This is a genomic window from Delftia sp. Cs1-4 (genome assembly GCF_000214395.1).
Classification (GTDB): domain Bacteria; phylum Pseudomonadota; class Gammaproteobacteria; order Burkholderiales; family Burkholderiaceae_C; genus Comamonas; species Comamonas acidovorans.
Genome location: NC_015563.1, coordinates 2526046 through 2541739, shown reverse-complemented (window position 1 = coordinate 2541739; position 15694 = coordinate 2526046). Strand labels below are relative to the sequence as shown.

Here is a 15694-nt window from a genome sequence, read left to right as displayed (position 1 = left end):
TCAAGCCCCTCCCGAATGCTTGCGCTGCCATGCCTGCAGCGCGTTGATGACCAGCAGCATCACGAAGGAGAACAGCAGCATCACCACGGCCACGGCCGTGGCGCCTGCGTAGTCGTATTGCTCCAGCTTGCCAATGATGATCAGCGGTGTGATTTCAGAAATCATGGGCATGTTGCCCGCGATGAAGATGACCGATCCGTACTCGCCGATGGCGCGTGCAAAGGCCATGGCAAAGCCCGTGAGCAGCGCGGGCGTGATGGCCGGCAGGATCACCTTGTAGAAGATCTGCCAGCGCGAGGCGCCCAGGCTGGTGGCAGCCTCTTCCAGCTCCTTTTCGGAGTCTTCCAGCACCGGCTGCACCGTGCGCACCACGAAAGGCAGGCCGATGAAGATCAGCGCAATCACCACGCCGTTCGGATTGAAGGCCAGCTGGATGCCGTAGGGCTCCAGGTACTGGCCCACCCAGCCATTGCCGGCCAGCAAGGCAGTCAGCGAAATGCCGGCCACGGCCGTGGGCAGGGCAAAGGGCAGATCGACGAGCGCATCGACGATCTTCTTGCCCGGGAACTTGTAGCGCACCAGCACCCAGGCGATCAGCAGGCCGAACACCAGGTTCACGCAGGCCGCCGCAAACGAGGCACCAAACGTCAGCCGGTACGAGGCCAGCACGCGCGGCGAGGCCACGGCCTCCCAGAACTGGGGCCAGGTGAGCGAGAAGGTCTTGAACAACAGTGCCGACAACGGGATCAGCACGATCAGGCTCAGATAAAACAGCGTATAGCCCAAGGTCAGCCCGAAGCCGGGCAAAACGCGCTTGGCGCCGCGCCCTTTGCGCGCCGCACCGGACGGTGCGGGCACAGGAGCGTCGGCGCCAGGCCTTGGGCTGGTCGGAACGGCAGACACCATGTTGGATTCCAAATCAGCCAGTGTGGGGAGGGGGCCTCAGGCGGACTGCGCCGCCTTCATGCCTGCTTGCTTGCTTACTTGCCGGGAACGTAGATCTTGTCGAACTGTCCGCCGTCGTTGAAGTGCACCTTCTGGGCTTCGGACAGCGAGCCGAAATACTTGGCCACGGTGAACTGCTTGATGGGCTTGAACACATCGGCATGCTTCTTGAGCACGGCCTCGGAGCGGGGGCGCAGCGCGTGCTGTGCGGCGATTTCCTGGGCCTCGTCGGAGTACAACCAGGCCAGGTAGTCGTGCGCCAGCTGGCCCGTGCCCTTCTTGGCCACGGTGCGCTCGACCACGGCCACGGGGTTCTCGGCCACGATGGACACCGAGGGATGGACGGCATCGACCTTGCCCTTGCCGAATTCGCGATCCACGGAGACCACTTCGGATTCGAAGGTGATCAGCACGTCGCCGATATTGCGCTGCAGGAAGATGCTGGTCGCGTCGCGGCCGCCCTTGCCCAGCACGGGCACGTTCTTGTAGAGCTGCTGCACGAACTCGGCCGCCTGCGCGTCGGTGCCGCCCTTCTCGCGCACCGAACCCCAGGCCGCCAGGTAGGCGTAGCGGCCATTGCCGCCGGTCTTGGGATTGACCACCACGACCTTCACGTCGGGACGGATCAGATCGCTCCAGTCCTTGATGTTCTTGGGATTGCCGTTGCGCACCAGGAACAGCATGGTCGATGTGGTGGGCGAGGCGTCATTGGGGAATTTCTTGGCCCAGTCCTTGGCGACCACGCCGCTGTCGGCCAGGAACTGCACGTCGGTGGTGGTGTTGAAGGTCACCACATCGGCGGCCAGGCCGTCATTGACGGCACGCGCCTGGGCGCTGGAGCCACCGTGCGACTGGTCCACCTTGATGTCCACGCCCTTGGTCTTCTTGTAGTGGGCGACGAAGGCGGCGTTGTAGTCCTTGTAGAACTCGCGTGCCACGTCGTAGGAAACGTTGAGCAGCTGGTTCTGCGCCGATACCGTTCCCGCGGCGGCCAGCGCCAGGGTGGCCAACAAAGTCTTGAGCTTCAAAGAATGCATGGTTCGCTGCCTTTTATTAGTGGACATCTCTGCGGTGTATTCACAGACAGTCACATTGTGCGAACGCTGACTTAAAACTCAAAAGAATATATTTTTGTTTGTTAATGGCCTGTCACCATATAAAGGACCTGCCCTGCCCGCGGTCCCCCGCCGACCCATCACAGGCCAGCAGCCCATGGCGCGCCAGCGCCAGTGCCCGCAGAGACGGAGGCATGCGCAGCCGCCACACGTGGCGGACGCGGCGAGCGCGGGGAACGCACGGCAGGCCGGGGCTGCGCCGGCTGCCAGCTGTCGCCCTGCATCAGCGACTGCAGCAGCGCCAGGCCCAGGGGCCAGTCGCCAAAGCCTGATTCGACATTGATGTGCCCCGCATTCTGCAGCCGCACGAACTCGCTTCCCCAGGCCCGCGCATAGGCGCCGGCCCGGCGGATCGGACAGTAGGGGTCGTTGCTGCTGGCCACCAGCACGCTGCGGTATGGCAGCGGCGCATAGGGCACGGGCGCAAAGTCGGCCAGCTGGGCACGGCGCTCGGGATCGGCCGGCGCCACCAGCAGCGCACCGCGCACGCGCGCACTGGCCTCGGGGCCCAGGTGCGCGGCCGTGATGCAGCCCAGGCTGTGGGCGGCCAGCACCACCGGTTCAGGCCGGGACAGCACCAGTTGCTCCAGCGCGGCCACCCAGGGATCGCGGTGGGGCACCAGCCAGTCGTCCTGCTCCACGCGCTCGGCATGCGGCAGCTGCTGCGCCCACAGGCTTTGCCAGTGGTCAGGACCGGAGTTGCGCCAGCCGGGCACGATGATGATGCGGTGGGGATTCATGGGTTCTCCTGGACTGTCCATTGCTGGACATGGGCCCCGATTGTGGAGAACACCGCCAACTATCCCAACGAACGTTTTGTTGTTTTCTTATGGCGTGGCGAGGTGCAACCCAACCCTAGCGTGCCGCCGGCTCGCGCGTGGCATGGCTGTTGCGCCCCGGCACGGTCTCGCCGAGGAAGTCCAGGAAATGCCGCACGGCCGGCGCCAGGCCGCGCCGCGAGGGGAAAACCGCGTGCACGATGCCCTGGGGCGGCTCCCAGCCCGGCAGCAGATGAACCAGCCGGCCCTCGGCCAGTTCCTCGTGGCACATGTAGTCAGGCAGCCAGCACATGCCACTGCCGGCCAGCGCCGCGAATTTCAGCGTCAGCAGGTCATCCACCACGTAGCGCGGCTGCAGCTGCAGGCGTTGCTCGCGGCCTTCGGGGCCGACCAGCAGCAGGCTGGACTGGCCATCCACCGCCGACATGGACATGCTGTCCAGGTGCTGCAGGTCGGCCAGTGCACGCGGCGTGCCCTGGCGCTCCAGCAGCTCCGGGCTGGCCACGAGGATCTGGCGCGCCACATCCAGCCGCTTGACGACCATGGAGCCGCTGTCCTCCAGGCTGGGGCGCACGCGCAGCGCCACGTCGATGCCCTCCTCCACCAGGTTCACGGGCCGGTTGGTCACCTGCATCTCCACATGCACCAGCGGGCAGCGCTGCAGGAACTGGGGCATGAGTTCGCCCAGCACGGTCTGGGCCAGGGTCACGGGGCAGCTCACGCGGATGGTGCCGCGCGGCTCGGTCTGCACCTCGGCCACGGTGTCGGCGGCGGCCAGGGCCGCATCGCGCATGGCCTGGCAATGGCGCAGATAGGCCTCGCCCACCTGGGTCAGTGAGAGCTTGCGCGTGGTGCGCTGCAGCAGGCGCACGCCCAGCCGGGCCTCCAGCTCCGCCACGCGCCGCGACAGCCGCGACTTGGGTATGCCCAGCGCCCGCCCGGCAGAGGCAAAGCCGCCGCGCTCCACCACCTCGGCGAAGTACAGCATGTCGTTGAGATCCATCATGTCGCGCATCCCTCCCCTGTGCTCATTGACTGCAAATTCAGGACAATCTATCGCAATTTCGGCGGCTTATCAAAGACTCTGTCCAAATTCACAATTGATCCCATCGTCGGCCCTACAAGCTTTCCCGAGTGGCCGATCCCAACCGCGATCCCAACCGACATCTCAGGAGCTTTTCCATGCAAGTGCTGCACATCGACTCTTCCATCACCGGCGCCGCTTCGGTGTCCCGCCAGCTGACCGCCCAGACAGTGGCTGCCCTGGTCGCCGCCAACCCCGGCGCCAAGGTCGAATACCTGGATCTGGCCGTGAACGCCCCCGACCACCTGAACGCAGTGTCCATGGGCTTTCGCACCGGCCAGGCCGCCACAACGGAAGCCGAGCGCGCACAGAACGCCATCTCCGAAGCCCTGGTGAGCCAGTTCCTGGCGGCCGATGTGGTCGTGGTCGGCGCTCCGTTCTACAACTTCACCATCTCCAGCCAGCTCAAGGCCTGGATCGACCGCATCGCCCAGGGCGGCCGCACCTTCCGCTACACCGCAGCCGGCCCCGAAGGCCTGGCCAAGGGCAAGAAGGTCATCGTGGCCTCCACGCGCGGCGGTGTGTACTCCACCAGCGAAATGGGCCAGGCCCTGGAGCACCAGGAAAGCTACCTGAAGACGGTGTTCGGCTTCCTGGGCATCACCGATGTGAGCATCGTGCGCGCAGAAGGCGTGGCCATGGGCGATGAGTCCAAGGCCAAGGCCCTGGAATCGGCCCACAGCGACATCGTGCGTGCAGCGGCTGCCGCCAATCAGGAAGCGGCCATCGCCGCCTGAACCCGGTCTTGCGCATAAAAAAGCGCAGGCGCCCTGACCGGGCGCCTGCGCTTTTTGCTGGCCGCCGAGCCTGACAGCCGTCGCAATCAGCGCACCAGCGGACTGGTGCGAACGACGGCGTACGCGCCGGCGATCAACAAGCGGTCCTGGCGGTCGAAAGCAATGGCTTTGACGTGCAGCAGCTTGCCAGGCAGTGGCCCGAGCTCGTATGCCAGGGGTGCGCTGTCCACACGTCCTGCCACGATGCTGAGCTGCCCGCTATCCGAAAGCTTTTGGACCAGGGTGCTGCGGTTGCTGGTCACAACGTAGATGCCATTCCTGCTGTCCAGGGCCATGGAAGACACGTTGTCATCCAGCCTAGCCAGCGTTTGGCCTGTCGTGTAGTTGAGGATTTCTCCACCACGGGCAACCAGCAGTTGCCCATTGCCGGCGACGGCGAGCGCGTTGAAACCTTCGCCTGGCAACGTGGTGACCTCACCATCGGCCGTGACCTGACGCAGCCTGCTCCAATCCAGCACGAACAGCCGGCCATCGGGCGTACGTCGCATGGCATGGGGGCCGGAAAAAATCGCTGCAGCGCCAACGCCATCCTTAGGGCCACTTGAATTGGGCCCACCACCGGCCAGCGCCCGCACTGCACCCGATGCCTGCTGCACCCAGACGCCCATGCCATTGCGGGGCATGCCTCCACTGAAGACAGCGCACTCTGCACAGGTCAGGCCATCCGCAACAAAGACCTCGCCACTGCCACCTGCTGCAATAGCGCGCGGATACAGAAAGTTGCGGGACTCGCCCCAGTCGCTGTCCCCACCTGTGGAGAAGGTGGACACCACACCTTCCCCCGCAATCCGGCGAATGCGAGAGCGCTCGGGCGTGGGGCAAGGCGGCTGCGGTGACACAGGCGGATAAACATCTTCCGACACATAAATGTCGCCAAGCGGCGAAAGGGCGAGATCGGTGATTCTCGAAAACCGCGCCTGCGCGCCCACGCCGTTGACCTGACCACAGTGGTCCTGAGCCAGTGCGTCGGGCTTGCTTGCCAGCGAACCCGCCAGCAGCGACATCTGCACAGGCGCCGGCTGCGGTTCGACAACTGAGCCATTGCCATCGCCTCCCCCACCGCCGCACGCCGCCAAAACGGTCACCAATGCCACGCTCAGCGCGCCGCCTCTGCACAGATTTCTCCAGCCCTTTTTTTGCATCTTGTCTCGCCCTTATGGATGAATGCCGTCATGAACGTCACGCCAGCAGTCTAGTGGGCGTTACCAAACAAAACAGGTATCCGCTGTTTCCGCTTCTTTGAAAAATCCAATGCCTGCCTGGCCTTGCACGACACACGAAGCTGTTAGGCTGAACCATCACCGCCATATTCGCGGCTTTGTCCGACACGAACCGTCTGTATTTCAGAAAGACGGCGGACCTGCCGATATCCAGGCAGCCTTATTGCATTCACTGCCTTCCATCCATGCCAGCCACAAGCCACCGTCCCCATGCCCGGCCCCGCGGCCCTGTCCATGTCCATGCCCGCCCGCCGTCCGATGAAAACCTGGTGATCACGGTGATTGCCGTGTCCCTGCTGGCCATTACCGTGCTGGGCATCGGCGTCTACCAGTTCATGCAGTACCAGCGCGAGCAGGACCAGGAGCAGCTCAATTCGCGCGTGTACCGCAGCTATGTGCGCAACACCGACGAGGCACCTGCGCCCGAGGAGCCCGAGCAGCCCGCCGCCACGCCCACCCCCGCCAAGCCCAGCCAGCAGCAGCTGAACCAGGAAATGACGCGCAAGCTGCTGGCCCATCCCGGCGTGACGCCCGGTGCCGGCTTTTCGGCGCCCGGCGTCAAGTCGACCGGCGTGGTGATCATCGACGCCATCGACCAGGCCCAGGCGCGCGAGAAGGCATCGTCCGCCGCACGCCCTGCTGCGGCGATTGCCAACCCTTCTCCCGCTTCCTGACGCTTCCTGGGCTCTGCGCCCGCAGGCCCCCCAACGCAAAAGCCCGGCATTGCCGGGCTTTTTTGTGTCTTGAGCGGCCTTGCCGCACCGCTCACTGGTGCTTGCGCGCCCAGGCAGCGAACTTCTGCAAGAAGCCGTTCACGAAATCGCGGCTGCCGGCGCCGATGGAGCCGTCTTCGGCAAACAGGCCGTCCTTGGCCTGTATGAAGATTTCGGGCTGGGCCAGAGTGGGCATGTCCAGGTAGGCCAGCACATTGCGCAGATGCTGCTGCGCCAGCGCCGTGCCGATGGCACCCACGGAGACGCCGGCCACGGCAGCGGGCTTGCCGGCCCAGACGCTCTTGCCGTAGGGGCGCGAGCCCTGGTCCAGCGCGTTCTTGAGCACGCCGGGAATCGAGCGGTTGTACTCGGGCGTCAGGAACAGCACGGCCTGGGCCGACTGGATCTGGGCGCGGAACTGCTTGACCACGTCCACCTCATTGCCGTCATGGTCCTGGTTGTACAGGGGCAGGCTGTCGATGGCGACCTGCTCGAAGACCAGGCCTTCGGGCGCCAGGCGCGCAATGGCGTCGGCGAATTTGCGGTTGAAGGAATCCTTGCGCAGGCTGCCCACGATGACAGCGACCTTGATCTGGCTCATGCATTGCTCCTGGAGGAAATGGCGGGAAACGGGCGGGAAAGAGGCGGGAGGGGCACCTCCCGCAAGCAGCCATTATGTGGCCGCCTTCAGCGGGCTCACTGTAGGAAGGAGGGCTTGGCGTAGCCCTGGAACTTGCTGTCCACCACGGCCTTGAATTCGGCGGAGCGGTAGACCTCGGCCAGGTCCTTGGCCCATGCCGTGCCCTGGTCCTTCTTCTTGATGGCCACCACGTTCAGGTAGTGGTCGGGGGTCTTTTCCAGCGAGACGGCCTCGGTCAGCTTCAGGCCCGAGGAGATGGCGAAGTTGCCGTTGATGATGGCGTACTCGGTGTCGCCCAGCGAACGCGGCAGCTGTGCGGCTTCCAGCGGGATGAACTTGAGCTTGCGCGGATTCTCGGCCAGGTCCTTTTCGGACACGCGCAGCGGATCGATGCCGGGCTTGGCCTTGATCAGCCCGGCCTGCTCCAGCAGCACCAGCGCACGCGCCAGGTTGCTCGGGTCGTTGGGCAGGGTCACGCGGTCGCCTTCCTTGGCCTCGGCCAGGGTCTTGCGGGTCTTGGAGTACACGCCCAGCGGGGCGATGGGGCCTTGCACCAGCTCCACCAGGTCCAGCTTCTGGTCGGCCGCGAACTTCTGCAGGTAGACGCGGTGCTGGAAGAAGTTGGCATCCAGCGAGCCCTGGGCCAGCGCCAGGTTGGGCTGCACGTAGTCGTTGAACTCCACCAGCTTGACCTGATAGCCCTTCTTTTGCAGCAGCGGCACGATGCCCTGCTTGAGCTGGTCGATGTTGGAGCCAGCCGTGCCGCCGATCACCAGCTGCTTCTTGTCGGCCTGGGCGTGGGCGGGCAGCGCCAGCACGCTGGCAGCGGCAAGGGCGGCGGCCGAGGCCAGCAGGTGGCGGCGCACGAAGGAAAGGGATGCGGTCATGTCGGAATCCTTTTTTTGGGAGAGAGCGGGAAGAAAGAAGAAAGCGGGTCTGGACAGCGCGCTCAGCCGCGCTTGTCCAGGCGGCGGGCCGCCGTGTTGCCCACGAACTGGATGACCTGGACCATGGCCACGAGGATGGTCACGGTGAGCACCATCACATCGGTCTGGAAGCGGTAGTAGCCGTAGCGGATGGCCAGATCGCCAATGCCGCCGCCGCCCACTACGCCGGCAATGGCCGAGTACGACAGAAAGCTCACGGCCAGCACGGTCAGCGCCAGCACCAGGCCCGAACGCGCCTCGACGATGAGCACGCGCCAGACGATCTGCAGCTCCGATGCGCCCATGGCGTGCGCGGCCTCGATCACGCCGCGCGGCACGTCGCGCAGGCACTGGTCCACCAGGCGAGCCAGGTAGGGAATGGCCGCCACGGACAGCGGCACGGCCGCAGCCAGCGGGCCGATGGAGGTGCCGGCCAGCCAGCGCGTGAAGGGCACCAGCGCGACCAGCAAGATGATGAAGGGGAAGGACCGCACGGTATTGACCGTCCAGTTCAGCACGGCAAAGGCCGGGCGGTTGTCCAGCGACTGGCCGGGTCCCAGCAGGAACAGCAGCACGCCCAGCGGGCCGCCGATGAGCACGGCGGCCGACAGGCCGATGCCCAGCATCAAAAGGGTCTGGCCCATGGCCAGCCACAGCTCGGGCAGGATTTCGACGATGTTTTCAGACATGGGAATGCGGAATCGAAAAGAAGGGAAAAACGGGAAGGGGCGAAGACCCCATCAGTGCTCGGAGCCGCCCACGGCGCGCAGCACCACGGGACGGGTGGCGCCGCGCTCGCGCAGGGCCTTGTCGGCGCGCTCCACGCGCAGGGCCTCGAGTTCGCTGCCCAGCAGCGTGGCGCGCTGCGGCGCCTCGTAGGCACGGCCCTGCGGCAGGGCGGGCAGCGTGAAGCGTTCGGCCACCTGGCCCTGCTCGATGATGGCCACCTCGCTGCACAGCGCATCGACCACGGCCAGCTCGTGCGTGACGATGACGATGGTCACGCCCAGGCGGCTGTTGATGTCGGCCAGCGTGGCCAGGATGGAGCGCGTGGTCTCGCTGTCCAGCGCCGAGGTGGGCTCGTCGCACAGCAGCACCTGCGGGCGCGGCGCCAGGGCGCGCGCAATCGCCACGCGCTGCTTCTGGCCGCCCGACAGCTGGGCAGGATGGCTGGCCGCCTTGTCGGTCAGGCCGACGATGTCCAGGCACTCGCGCACGCGCTGCTCGATATGGGCACGCGAATGGCCACCGTGGATGCGCAGCGGAAAGGCCACGTTCTCGAACACGGTGGCGTTCTGCAGCAGGTTGAACTGCTGAAAGATCATGCCGATGTTCTGGCGCGCCTCGCGCAGCGCGCGGCGGCCCAGGTCGGTCAGGCGCTGGCCTGCCACCACCACCTCGCCGCTGTCGGGACGCTCCAGAAGGTTGATCAGGCGCAGCAGCGTGGACTTGCCCGCGCCGCTCTTGCCGATCAGGCCGAAGACCGTGCCCTGGCCGATGTCCAGCGATACCGAACGCACGGCATCGAAGTGCTTGCCATCGGCTGTTACAAATTTCTTTTGCAGGTCGCGCAGGCGGATCAGCGCGTTTTCCGGGGCCAAATGGGCGGTCTGGACGGTCATGGAGTCTCGGTTCGGCAGTGAAAACGGTCCTGGGATCGGCAACGGCAGCCTTTGCACCGCCATCTCCAGGCAATGGCGCGCAATTTCCGGGCCCTGTGCTGCGCAGTTGGACGCAGTTGCAAGCCGATGGGCATGCGTTGTCTCGCGTCGTCGCCAAGCACAGGCGAATCCCCAGGATCTGCCGTCATTAGTGTTCTAACGAGTGTGTTGCAAAACGTTGTTCAAACAAAAGAATAAAAAATACGGTGCTTATATCGATTGCCGTCTTTCAAGCCTTGATGTACGGCCTGGACGGCATTGCTAGAATCCGCCCCCGACAGGCCTGTACAACGGCAAGATCCCTTGCGGTTGCGTGCATTACAGGTAAGTGCCCGCTTTCTTTTGCCATGCCCGAATCCTCCCGAACTGCCGACCGCCCTGCCAGCACCGCCAGCCTGCGCGTGGAAGCCGTGCGCCTGCGGCGCGGCATCACAACAGTCTTTGACGGCCTCGACCTGCGGCTGGACGAGCCGCGCGTGGGCCTCATCGGCGACAACGGCGCCGGCAAGACCAGCCTGTTCCGCCTGCTGTGCGGCCTGGATGCGCCCGAGGCCGGGCGCGTGCTGCTGGACGGCACCGAACTGCACGAAGCCCGTGCACAGCGCCCGGGCCAGGTCGGGCTGATGTTCCAGAACCCCGACGACCAGATCATCTTCCCCACCGTGGAGGAAGAGCTGGCCCTGGGTCTGCGCCCTTCGGGCATCTCGCGGCGCGAGGCCACGGAGCGCGCCCGTTCCCTGCTGGCCAGCCGCGGCCTGGCCGACTGGGCACCGCGCGCCGTGGCCGGGCTCAGCCAGGGCCAGCGCCAGCAGGTGTGCTGGCTGGCCCTGCTCATTGCCGCGCCGCGCGTGCTGCTGCTGGACGAGCCCTTCGCCAGCCTGGACCTGCCGGGCCAGGCGCGGCTGGCCCGGGACATCGCGGCCGCCGAGCAGCAGGTGCTGGTCTCCACCCATGTGCTGGACCACGTGCGCAGCTTTGGCCGCGTGCTCTGGCTGGAGCGCGGCAAAGTGCGCGCAGACGGCCCCGGCCATGAGGTCTGCGCGGCCTATGAAGCCGACGTGGCCCGGCGGCTGCAAGCGCAGGACTGACGCAGGAGCCGGCCGCCATGGGAAGCCTCTACAGCGAATACACCAGCTGGCTCCATGCCTGGAGCGCGGGCCGCAAGCTGCTGCTCATGGCGCTGCTGGGAACGGGCCTGTTCCTCATCGATTCACCGTGGCTGCTGGCCCTGGCCGGCGCCGCCTGCGGCCTGCTGTGGCTGTCGCTGGGCCGTGCCACCGAGGGCGCACGGCGGCTCATGCTGTCGGTCACCGTGGCCGCCTTGCTGGTTGCTGCCTTCCATGCGTGGATGCAGCACTACGCCCTGGCCGCCGCCAGCGCGCTGCGCCTGGTCTGCGCCTCCACGCTGGGCATGGCGCTGACCGTGAGCACGCGCCCCAGCGATCTGGTCGATGTGCTGGAGCGGCTGCTAGCGCCGCTGGAGCGCATCGGCATCTCCCCCGAACAGGTGGCCCTGCAGCTGGCATTGATGCTGCGTTTCACCGAGCATTTCTTTGTGCAGTGGAAGCGCATGGACGATGCCCACCGGCTGCGCACGGGCCGCGCCGGCGGCCTGCGCCTGATTGCGCCGCTGACCATCCACATGCTGCAGGCCACGCGCCGCGTGTCCGATGCGCTGTGGGCTCGCCTGGGCCGCTGAGGCCTGCCCTGCCCCATTCCCCGACCGATCCATACGCAAAAGCCTTGCGAGAACCTTCCGAGAACCGTCCATGACCGCCCCCTCCACCGTCTCACGCGCCTCTGCGCGCTCCATGGCCCAGGTCTCGCTGTTTGCGGCGCTGATGGCGGTCATGGGCCTGATTCCCAAGATCGACCTGCCGCTGGGCGTGCCCATCACCATCCAGTCGCTGGGCGTGATGCTGGCCGGCGTGATGCTCGGCCCCTGGCGCGGCATGCAGTCCATGCTGCTGTTCCTCGCGGCCGTGGCCGTGGGCCTGCCCCTGCTGTCGGGCGGGCGCGGCGGCATTGCCGTCTTCATGGCGCCCTCGGCCGGCTACCTGCTGGGCTACCCGCTGGCGGCCTGCATTGCCGGCCTGGTCATGCGTGCGCTGCCCCAGGGCTCGCCCCGGCGCGCGGCGTTCAGCGCCTTTGCGGCCTCGGCGCTGGGCGGGCTGGTGGCCCTGCATGCCTTTGGCGTGCTGGGCCTCATGCTGATGGCCAAGCTCAGCCTGTCGCAGGCCTTCATGGCCACCTTGCTGTTCGTGCCCGGCGATCTGATCAAGTGCGTGTTGTGCGCCCTGGTGGTGCACACGGTGGCGCGCGGCATGCCGGACTGGCCGTTCGGAGGCCGCCAGCATGGTTGAGCCGCTCGCGTCCCACCCGCTGGCCGCGCCGCTGCAGCACCCGTGGACCTTGGTCCATGGCCCGCTGGAGCATTGGGCCCGGCAGCGCCCCGATGCGATGGCGCTGCAAAGCGAGGCGGGCCAATGGAGCTTTGCCGCGCTGCATGCCGCCGTGCTGCAGCGCTCGGCCGCGCTGGTGGCCGGCCAGGCGCCAGAGATGCTGCTGCTGGACACGGGCGGCAGCGCCAACACCGTGGATGCCATCGTCGAATTCCTCGCCATCCTGCACAGCGGCCGCTGCGCCGCCGTGGCCGACCCTGATTGGCCCGAGGCCGTGCGCAGCCGCATCGAGGGCTGGCTACCCACGGCGCCCAGCCCACTGGCCGAGGCCACCGCCACCTGCGCCTTCTACACCGGCTTCACCTCGGGCAGCACCGGGCTGCCCAAGGGCTTCATGCGCCACCACCGTTCGTGGACAGAGAGCTTTCGCGTCTGCCTCGAGGACTTCGGCCCCGTGGCCGCGCAGCGCACCATGGCGCCCGGGCGTATCTCGCATTCGCTGTTCCTGTTCGGCGTGATGCAGGGCCTGTGGTGCGGCGAAGGCGCCGTGGTGCAGGAGCGGTTCTCGGCGGCGCGCTGCCTGGCCTCGCTGGCGCGCGGCGAGGCGCCCTGCCTGGTCGCCGTGCCCAGCCAGTTGCTGCTGATGCTGCAATGGGCCGCACACCGCGCGCTGGCGCCCATCCCCGAGGTGGAGCTGATCATGATCAGCGGCGCGCGCTGGATGCGCGCCCAGACCCCGGCCCTGCGCGCGCTGTTTCCGCGCGCACGCATCATCGAGTTCTACGGCGCCTCGGAGGCCAGCTTCATCGCCTGGATGGAGGCCGACGAACAGGCCCCGCCCCAGGCCGTGGGCCGGCCCTTCAGCAATGTGCAGTTGCAGATCCGCCCCGCCACGCAGCAGCCCGGCGACCAGCCCCTGCAGCCGGGCGAGGACGGCCTGATCTACATGCGCAGCCCCATGCTGTTCATGGACTATGTGGGCGAGGCGCGCGACGGCACGGCCGCGCTGCGCGACGGCGAATGGCTGTCCGTGCGCGACATGGGCCATATCGATGCCGGCGGCCAGCTGTGCCTGGCCGGGCGCCAGAGCCGCATGCTCGTCACCCAGGGCAAGAACCTGTTCCCCGAGGAAGTCGAAACCCTGCTGGCCGCGCACCCGGGCGTGGCCCAGGTCTCCATCCAAGGCCTTCCCGACGCGCTGCGCGGCATGCAGGTGCACGCCGTCGTGCAATGGCACGGCGCCGCGCCCGCAGGCTCCGCACAGGCGCTGGCAGCCTGGCTGCGCGAGCGCCTGGAAAGCTACAAGCTGCCTCGCCAATGGTGGAGCTGCACCGACTGGCCGCAGACCGCCAGCGGCAAGACCGACCATGGCCGGCTGGCGCGCGCGCTGGCGGCCACTGCCACCGCCACCGCCACGGACACGGACACGGACACGGACACTGGCCGGGCACTGCCCGGCGAACCCGCACTGCTGCCCCTGCCATGAACCCGCAAGACGCCCCCGTCATCCTGGCCTGGGCGCGCAGCCCCGTCGCCCCCGTGGGCGGTGCGCTGCGCGAGCTTGCGGCGCACGAACTGGGCGCGCCCGTGCTCCAGGCCCTGCTGGCCCGGGCCGGCCTGCCTGCCCGGGCCGTGGATGCCGTGGTCTTAGGCAACGCCCTGGGCGCAGGCGGCAACCCGGCCCGCATGCTGGCCCTGGCTGCGGGCCTGCCGGAGCGCTGCGCGGCCCACAGCGTGGACACCCAATGCTGCTCTGGCCTGGACAGCGTGGCCCTGGCTGCGGGCCTGCTGCTGTCGGGCCAGGCCGATATCGTGGTGGCCGGTGGTGCCGAGGCCTGGAGCCGCGCCCCCATCCGCCAGACACGCCCGCGCCATGCAGGCGAGTTGCCCGTCACCTATGACCGCCCCGCGTTCGCCCCCGACCCCGCACGCGACCCGGACCTGCTGCAATCGGCCGCCGACCACGCGCTGGCCCATGGAATCACCCGCGCCGTTCAGGAGGCCCATGCCATCCACAGCCACGCGCTGGCGCTCGCGCACCGCGACCGGCTGGCCCAAGAGATCGTGCCCATGGCCGGGCTGGACCATGACGCCTATCCGCGCGCCTTGAACCCGGCCCGCGTTGCCCGCATGCCCGTGGTGGCCGAAGCGGCTGGCGCCGTTGACGCCCATGCACGCCAGCGCCATGCGCTGAGCACACCCACCATCTCGCCCAAGGCCGATGGCGCAGCCCTGGTGCTGCTGGCCACGCCGCAGGCCTGTGCACGCCTGGGCCTGCAGCCACGCGCCCGCTGGGTGGCCAGTGCCTCGCTGGGCCATGCGCCGGAAACACCGCTGGTCGCCGCCGCACTGGCGGCCCAGCAGGTGCTGGAGCGTGGAGCCGCAATGCTGCAGCTGCCTTGCCTGACTGCGGCAGAGCTCCAGGCTGTGGAGTTGCACGATGCCTTCGCCGTGCAGGCCCTGGCCTTTGCCGAAACCCTGGGCCTGCCGCTGCAGCAGCTCAACACCGGCGGCGGTGGCCTGGCGCGCGGCCATCCCATAGGCGCATCGGGCGCGGTTGCGCTGGTGCGCATGCTCTCAGACCTGCACCGCACGCCAGCAGCCCACAGACCGGCCCTGGGCCTGGCCGCCATTGCAGGGGCGGGCGGCATAGGCGCGGCCTGCCTGGTGCAGGCGCTTTGAATCCATGGACTCCGCATTTCCCATGTCCGCCAACCCACCGTTCGACACCCTTCCCTTTGGCGATGCGCATGAGGCCCTGGTGCACGCGCGCCGCTCCGTGCGCGCCTACCGGCCCGATCCCGTGCCGGATGCGCTGCTGCACCAGTTGCTGCAATCGGCCCGCCGGGCGCCCAGCGGCGGCAACCTGCAGCCCGGCCAGTTCATCCAGGTGCGCGGCAGCCTGCGCGGCGCACTCACACAGGCGCTGCTGGCCGACTGGCAAGGCGGAGCGCCTGAGCGCGAGGACTACGGCTACTTCCCCCGCCCCATGCCCATGGCGCTGCGCAAGCGCCAGGTGGCGTCGGCCCAGGCCCTGTACAGCGCCCTGGGCGTGGCCCGCGAGGACCGCGCAGGGCGCGACGCGCAGTTCGGCCGCAACTACCGCTTCTTCGATGCGCCCGTGGCCCTGGTCGTGAGCATCGACGCCCGCTTCGGCGCAGGCGGCTACATGGACCTGGGCATGACCCTGTACGGCCTGCAAATGGCCGCAGCCGCCCAGGGCCTGGGCAGCTGCGCCATCGGCGCCCTGGCCTCCTACCCCGACACCGTGCGCCGCGTGCTCGACCTGCCGCCCGGCGAGCACATCGTCTGCGGCCTGGCCCTGGGCTGGCCCGACGAGGCCGCCCCCGTCAACCGCACCCAGACCACCCGCGCACCGCTGGGCGAATATTTCAAAGTGCTGGGGGAATGA

General features: G+C 67.6%; 17 protein-coding genes. 8 read left to right on the top strand and 9 right to left on the bottom strand.

The features are described from left to right. The 4 genes from cysT to DELCS14_RS11185 form a co-directional block, all read right to left on the bottom strand. Entirely contained in the window at positions 1–906 is a 906-nt protein-coding gene (gene cysT / locus DELCS14_RS11200) for a sulfate ABC transporter permease subunit CysT (RefSeq protein WP_013801696.1), read from the bottom strand. Positions 907–980: 74 nt separating this feature from the next. Beyond that, on the bottom strand, positions 981–1982 hold the full coding sequence (gene rpsI / locus DELCS14_RS11195; protein WP_013801695.1) for a 30S ribosomal protein S9: 1002 nt from the start codon (positions 1980–1982) through the stop codon (positions 981–983). 158 nt (positions 1983–2140) lie between these two features. Then, complete coding sequence (locus DELCS14_RS11190) at positions 2141–2800, bottom strand: alpha/beta hydrolase (protein ID WP_013801694.1); 660 nt, start codon at positions 2798–2800, stop codon at positions 2141–2143. A gap of 115 nt (positions 2801–2915) precedes the next feature. Continuing rightward, positions 2916–3845 (bottom strand): LysR family transcriptional regulator, encoded by a 930-nt coding sequence (locus DELCS14_RS11185; RefSeq protein WP_012206391.1) that lies wholly within the window; start codon positions 3843–3845, stop codon positions 2916–2918. 176 nt (positions 3846–4021) lie between these two features. On the opposite strand from DELCS14_RS11185, the gene DELCS14_RS11180 reads away from it, so the two are divergent. After that, positions 4022–4660, top strand: a complete 639-nt coding sequence (locus DELCS14_RS11180) for an FMN-dependent NADH-azoreductase (RefSeq protein ID WP_013801693.1) — start codon at positions 4022–4024, stop codon at positions 4658–4660. Positions 4661–4746: 86 nt separating this feature from the next. Here the strand turns inward: DELCS14_RS11180 and DELCS14_RS11175 are convergent, their stop codons facing one another. Beyond that, entirely contained in the window at positions 4747–5862 is a 1116-nt protein-coding gene (locus DELCS14_RS11175) for an NHL repeat containing protein (RefSeq protein ID WP_013801692.1), read from the bottom strand. Between the two features lie 263 nt (positions 5863–6125). On the opposite strand from DELCS14_RS11175, the gene DELCS14_RS11170 reads away from it, so the two are divergent. Further along, positions 6126–6614 (top strand): hypothetical protein, encoded by a 489-nt coding sequence (locus DELCS14_RS11170; protein ID WP_013801691.1) that lies wholly within the window; start codon positions 6126–6128, stop codon positions 6612–6614. A gap of 91 nt (positions 6615–6705) precedes the next feature. On the opposite strand, the gene DELCS14_RS11165 is transcribed toward DELCS14_RS11170, so the two are convergent. From DELCS14_RS11165 to DELCS14_RS11150, 4 genes are all read right to left on the bottom strand, one after another. Then, on the bottom strand, positions 6706–7254 hold the full coding sequence (locus DELCS14_RS11165; RefSeq protein WP_013801690.1) for an NAD(P)H-dependent oxidoreductase: 549 nt from the start codon (positions 7252–7254) through the stop codon (positions 6706–6708). 95 nt (positions 7255–7349) lie between these two features. Further along, positions 7350–8180 (bottom strand): MetQ/NlpA family ABC transporter substrate-binding protein, encoded by an 831-nt coding sequence (locus DELCS14_RS11160; protein ID WP_013801689.1) that lies wholly within the window; start codon positions 8178–8180, stop codon positions 7350–7352. Between the two features lie 62 nt (positions 8181–8242). After that, positions 8243–8908, bottom strand: coding sequence for a methionine ABC transporter permease (locus DELCS14_RS11155; protein ID WP_012206396.1), 666 nt, complete (start codon positions 8906–8908; stop codon positions 8243–8245). A 51-nt stretch (positions 8909–8959) separates the two neighbouring features. Next, positions 8960–9841, bottom strand: coding sequence for an ATP-binding cassette domain-containing protein (locus tag DELCS14_RS11150; protein WP_013801688.1), 882 nt, complete (start codon positions 9839–9841; stop codon positions 8960–8962). 386 nt (positions 9842–10227) lie between these two features. On the opposite strand from DELCS14_RS11150, the gene DELCS14_RS11145 reads away from it, so the two are divergent. From DELCS14_RS11145 to DELCS14_RS11120, 6 genes are all read left to right on the top strand, one after another. Then, positions 10228–10968, top strand: a complete 741-nt coding sequence (locus tag DELCS14_RS11145; protein WP_013801687.1) for an ABC transporter ATP-binding protein — start codon at positions 10228–10230, stop codon at positions 10966–10968. A 17-nt stretch (positions 10969–10985) separates the two neighbouring features. Next, positions 10986–11579, top strand: coding sequence for an energy-coupling factor transporter transmembrane protein EcfT (locus DELCS14_RS11140; RefSeq protein ID WP_013801686.1), 594 nt, complete (start codon positions 10986–10988; stop codon positions 11577–11579). A gap of 70 nt (positions 11580–11649) precedes the next feature. After that, on the top strand, positions 11650–12243 hold the full coding sequence (locus tag DELCS14_RS11135) for a biotin transporter BioY (protein ID WP_013801685.1): 594 nt from the start codon (positions 11650–11652) through the stop codon (positions 12241–12243). Continuing rightward, entirely contained in the window at positions 12236–13768 is a 1533-nt protein-coding gene (locus DELCS14_RS11130; protein ID WP_013801684.1) for an AMP-binding protein, read from the top strand. The genes DELCS14_RS11135 and DELCS14_RS11130 overlap by 8 nt, the downstream gene beginning before the upstream one ends. Then, positions 13765–14964 (top strand): thiolase family protein, encoded by a 1200-nt coding sequence (locus DELCS14_RS11125; RefSeq protein ID WP_013801683.1) that lies wholly within the window; start codon positions 13765–13767, stop codon positions 14962–14964. The genes DELCS14_RS11130 and DELCS14_RS11125 overlap by 4 nt, the downstream gene beginning before the upstream one ends. A 4-nt stretch (positions 14965–14968) precedes the next feature. Further along, entirely contained in the window at positions 14969–15694 is a 726-nt protein-coding gene (locus DELCS14_RS11120) for a nitroreductase (RefSeq protein ID WP_013801682.1), read from the top strand.

Coding starts and splice junctions, on each gene's coding strand:
- cysT (WP_013801696.1), bottom strand. CDS start 906: ATGGTGTCTGCCGTTCCGACCAGCCCAAGGCCTGGCGCCGACGCTCCT.
- rpsI (WP_013801695.1), bottom strand. CDS start 1,982: ATGCATTCTTTGAAGCTCAAGACTTTGTTGGCCACCCTGGCGCTGGCC.
- DELCS14_RS11190 (WP_013801694.1), bottom strand. CDS start 2,800: ATGAATCCCCACCGCATCATCATCGTGCCCGGCTGGCGCAACTCCGGT.
- DELCS14_RS11185 (WP_012206391.1), bottom strand. CDS start 3,845: ATGATGGATCTCAACGACATGCTGTACTTCGCCGAGGTGGTGGAGCGC.
- DELCS14_RS11180 (WP_013801693.1), top strand. CDS start 4,022: ATGCAAGTGCTGCACATCGACTCTTCCATCACCGGCGCCGCTTCGGTG.
- DELCS14_RS11175 (WP_013801692.1), bottom strand. CDS start 5,862: ATGCAAAAAAAGGGCTGGAGAAATCTGTGCAGAGGCGGCGCGCTGAGC.
- DELCS14_RS11170 (WP_013801691.1), top strand. CDS start 6,126: ATGCCAGCCACAAGCCACCGTCCCCATGCCCGGCCCCGCGGCCCTGTC.
- DELCS14_RS11165 (WP_013801690.1), bottom strand. CDS start 7,254: ATGAGCCAGATCAAGGTCGCTGTCATCGTGGGCAGCCTGCGCAAGGAT.
- DELCS14_RS11160 (WP_013801689.1), bottom strand. CDS start 8,180: ATGACCGCATCCCTTTCCTTCGTGCGCCGCCACCTGCTGGCCTCGGCC.
- DELCS14_RS11155 (WP_012206396.1), bottom strand. CDS start 8,908: ATGTCTGAAAACATCGTCGAAATCCTGCCCGAGCTGTGGCTGGCCATG.
- DELCS14_RS11150 (WP_013801688.1), bottom strand. CDS start 9,841: ATGACCGTCCAGACCGCCCATTTGGCCCCGGAAAACGCGCTGATCCGC.
- DELCS14_RS11145 (WP_013801687.1), top strand. CDS start 10,228: ATGCCCGAATCCTCCCGAACTGCCGACCGCCCTGCCAGCACCGCCAGC.
- DELCS14_RS11140 (WP_013801686.1), top strand. CDS start 10,986: ATGGGAAGCCTCTACAGCGAATACACCAGCTGGCTCCATGCCTGGAGC.
- DELCS14_RS11135 (WP_013801685.1), top strand. CDS start 11,650: ATGACCGCCCCCTCCACCGTCTCACGCGCCTCTGCGCGCTCCATGGCC.
- DELCS14_RS11130 (WP_013801684.1), top strand. CDS start 12,236: ATGGTTGAGCCGCTCGCGTCCCACCCGCTGGCCGCGCCGCTGCAGCAC.
- DELCS14_RS11125 (WP_013801683.1), top strand. CDS start 13,765: ATGAACCCGCAAGACGCCCCCGTCATCCTGGCCTGGGCGCGCAGCCCC.
- DELCS14_RS11120 (WP_013801682.1), top strand. CDS start 14,969: ATGGACTCCGCATTTCCCATGTCCGCCAACCCACCGTTCGACACCCTT.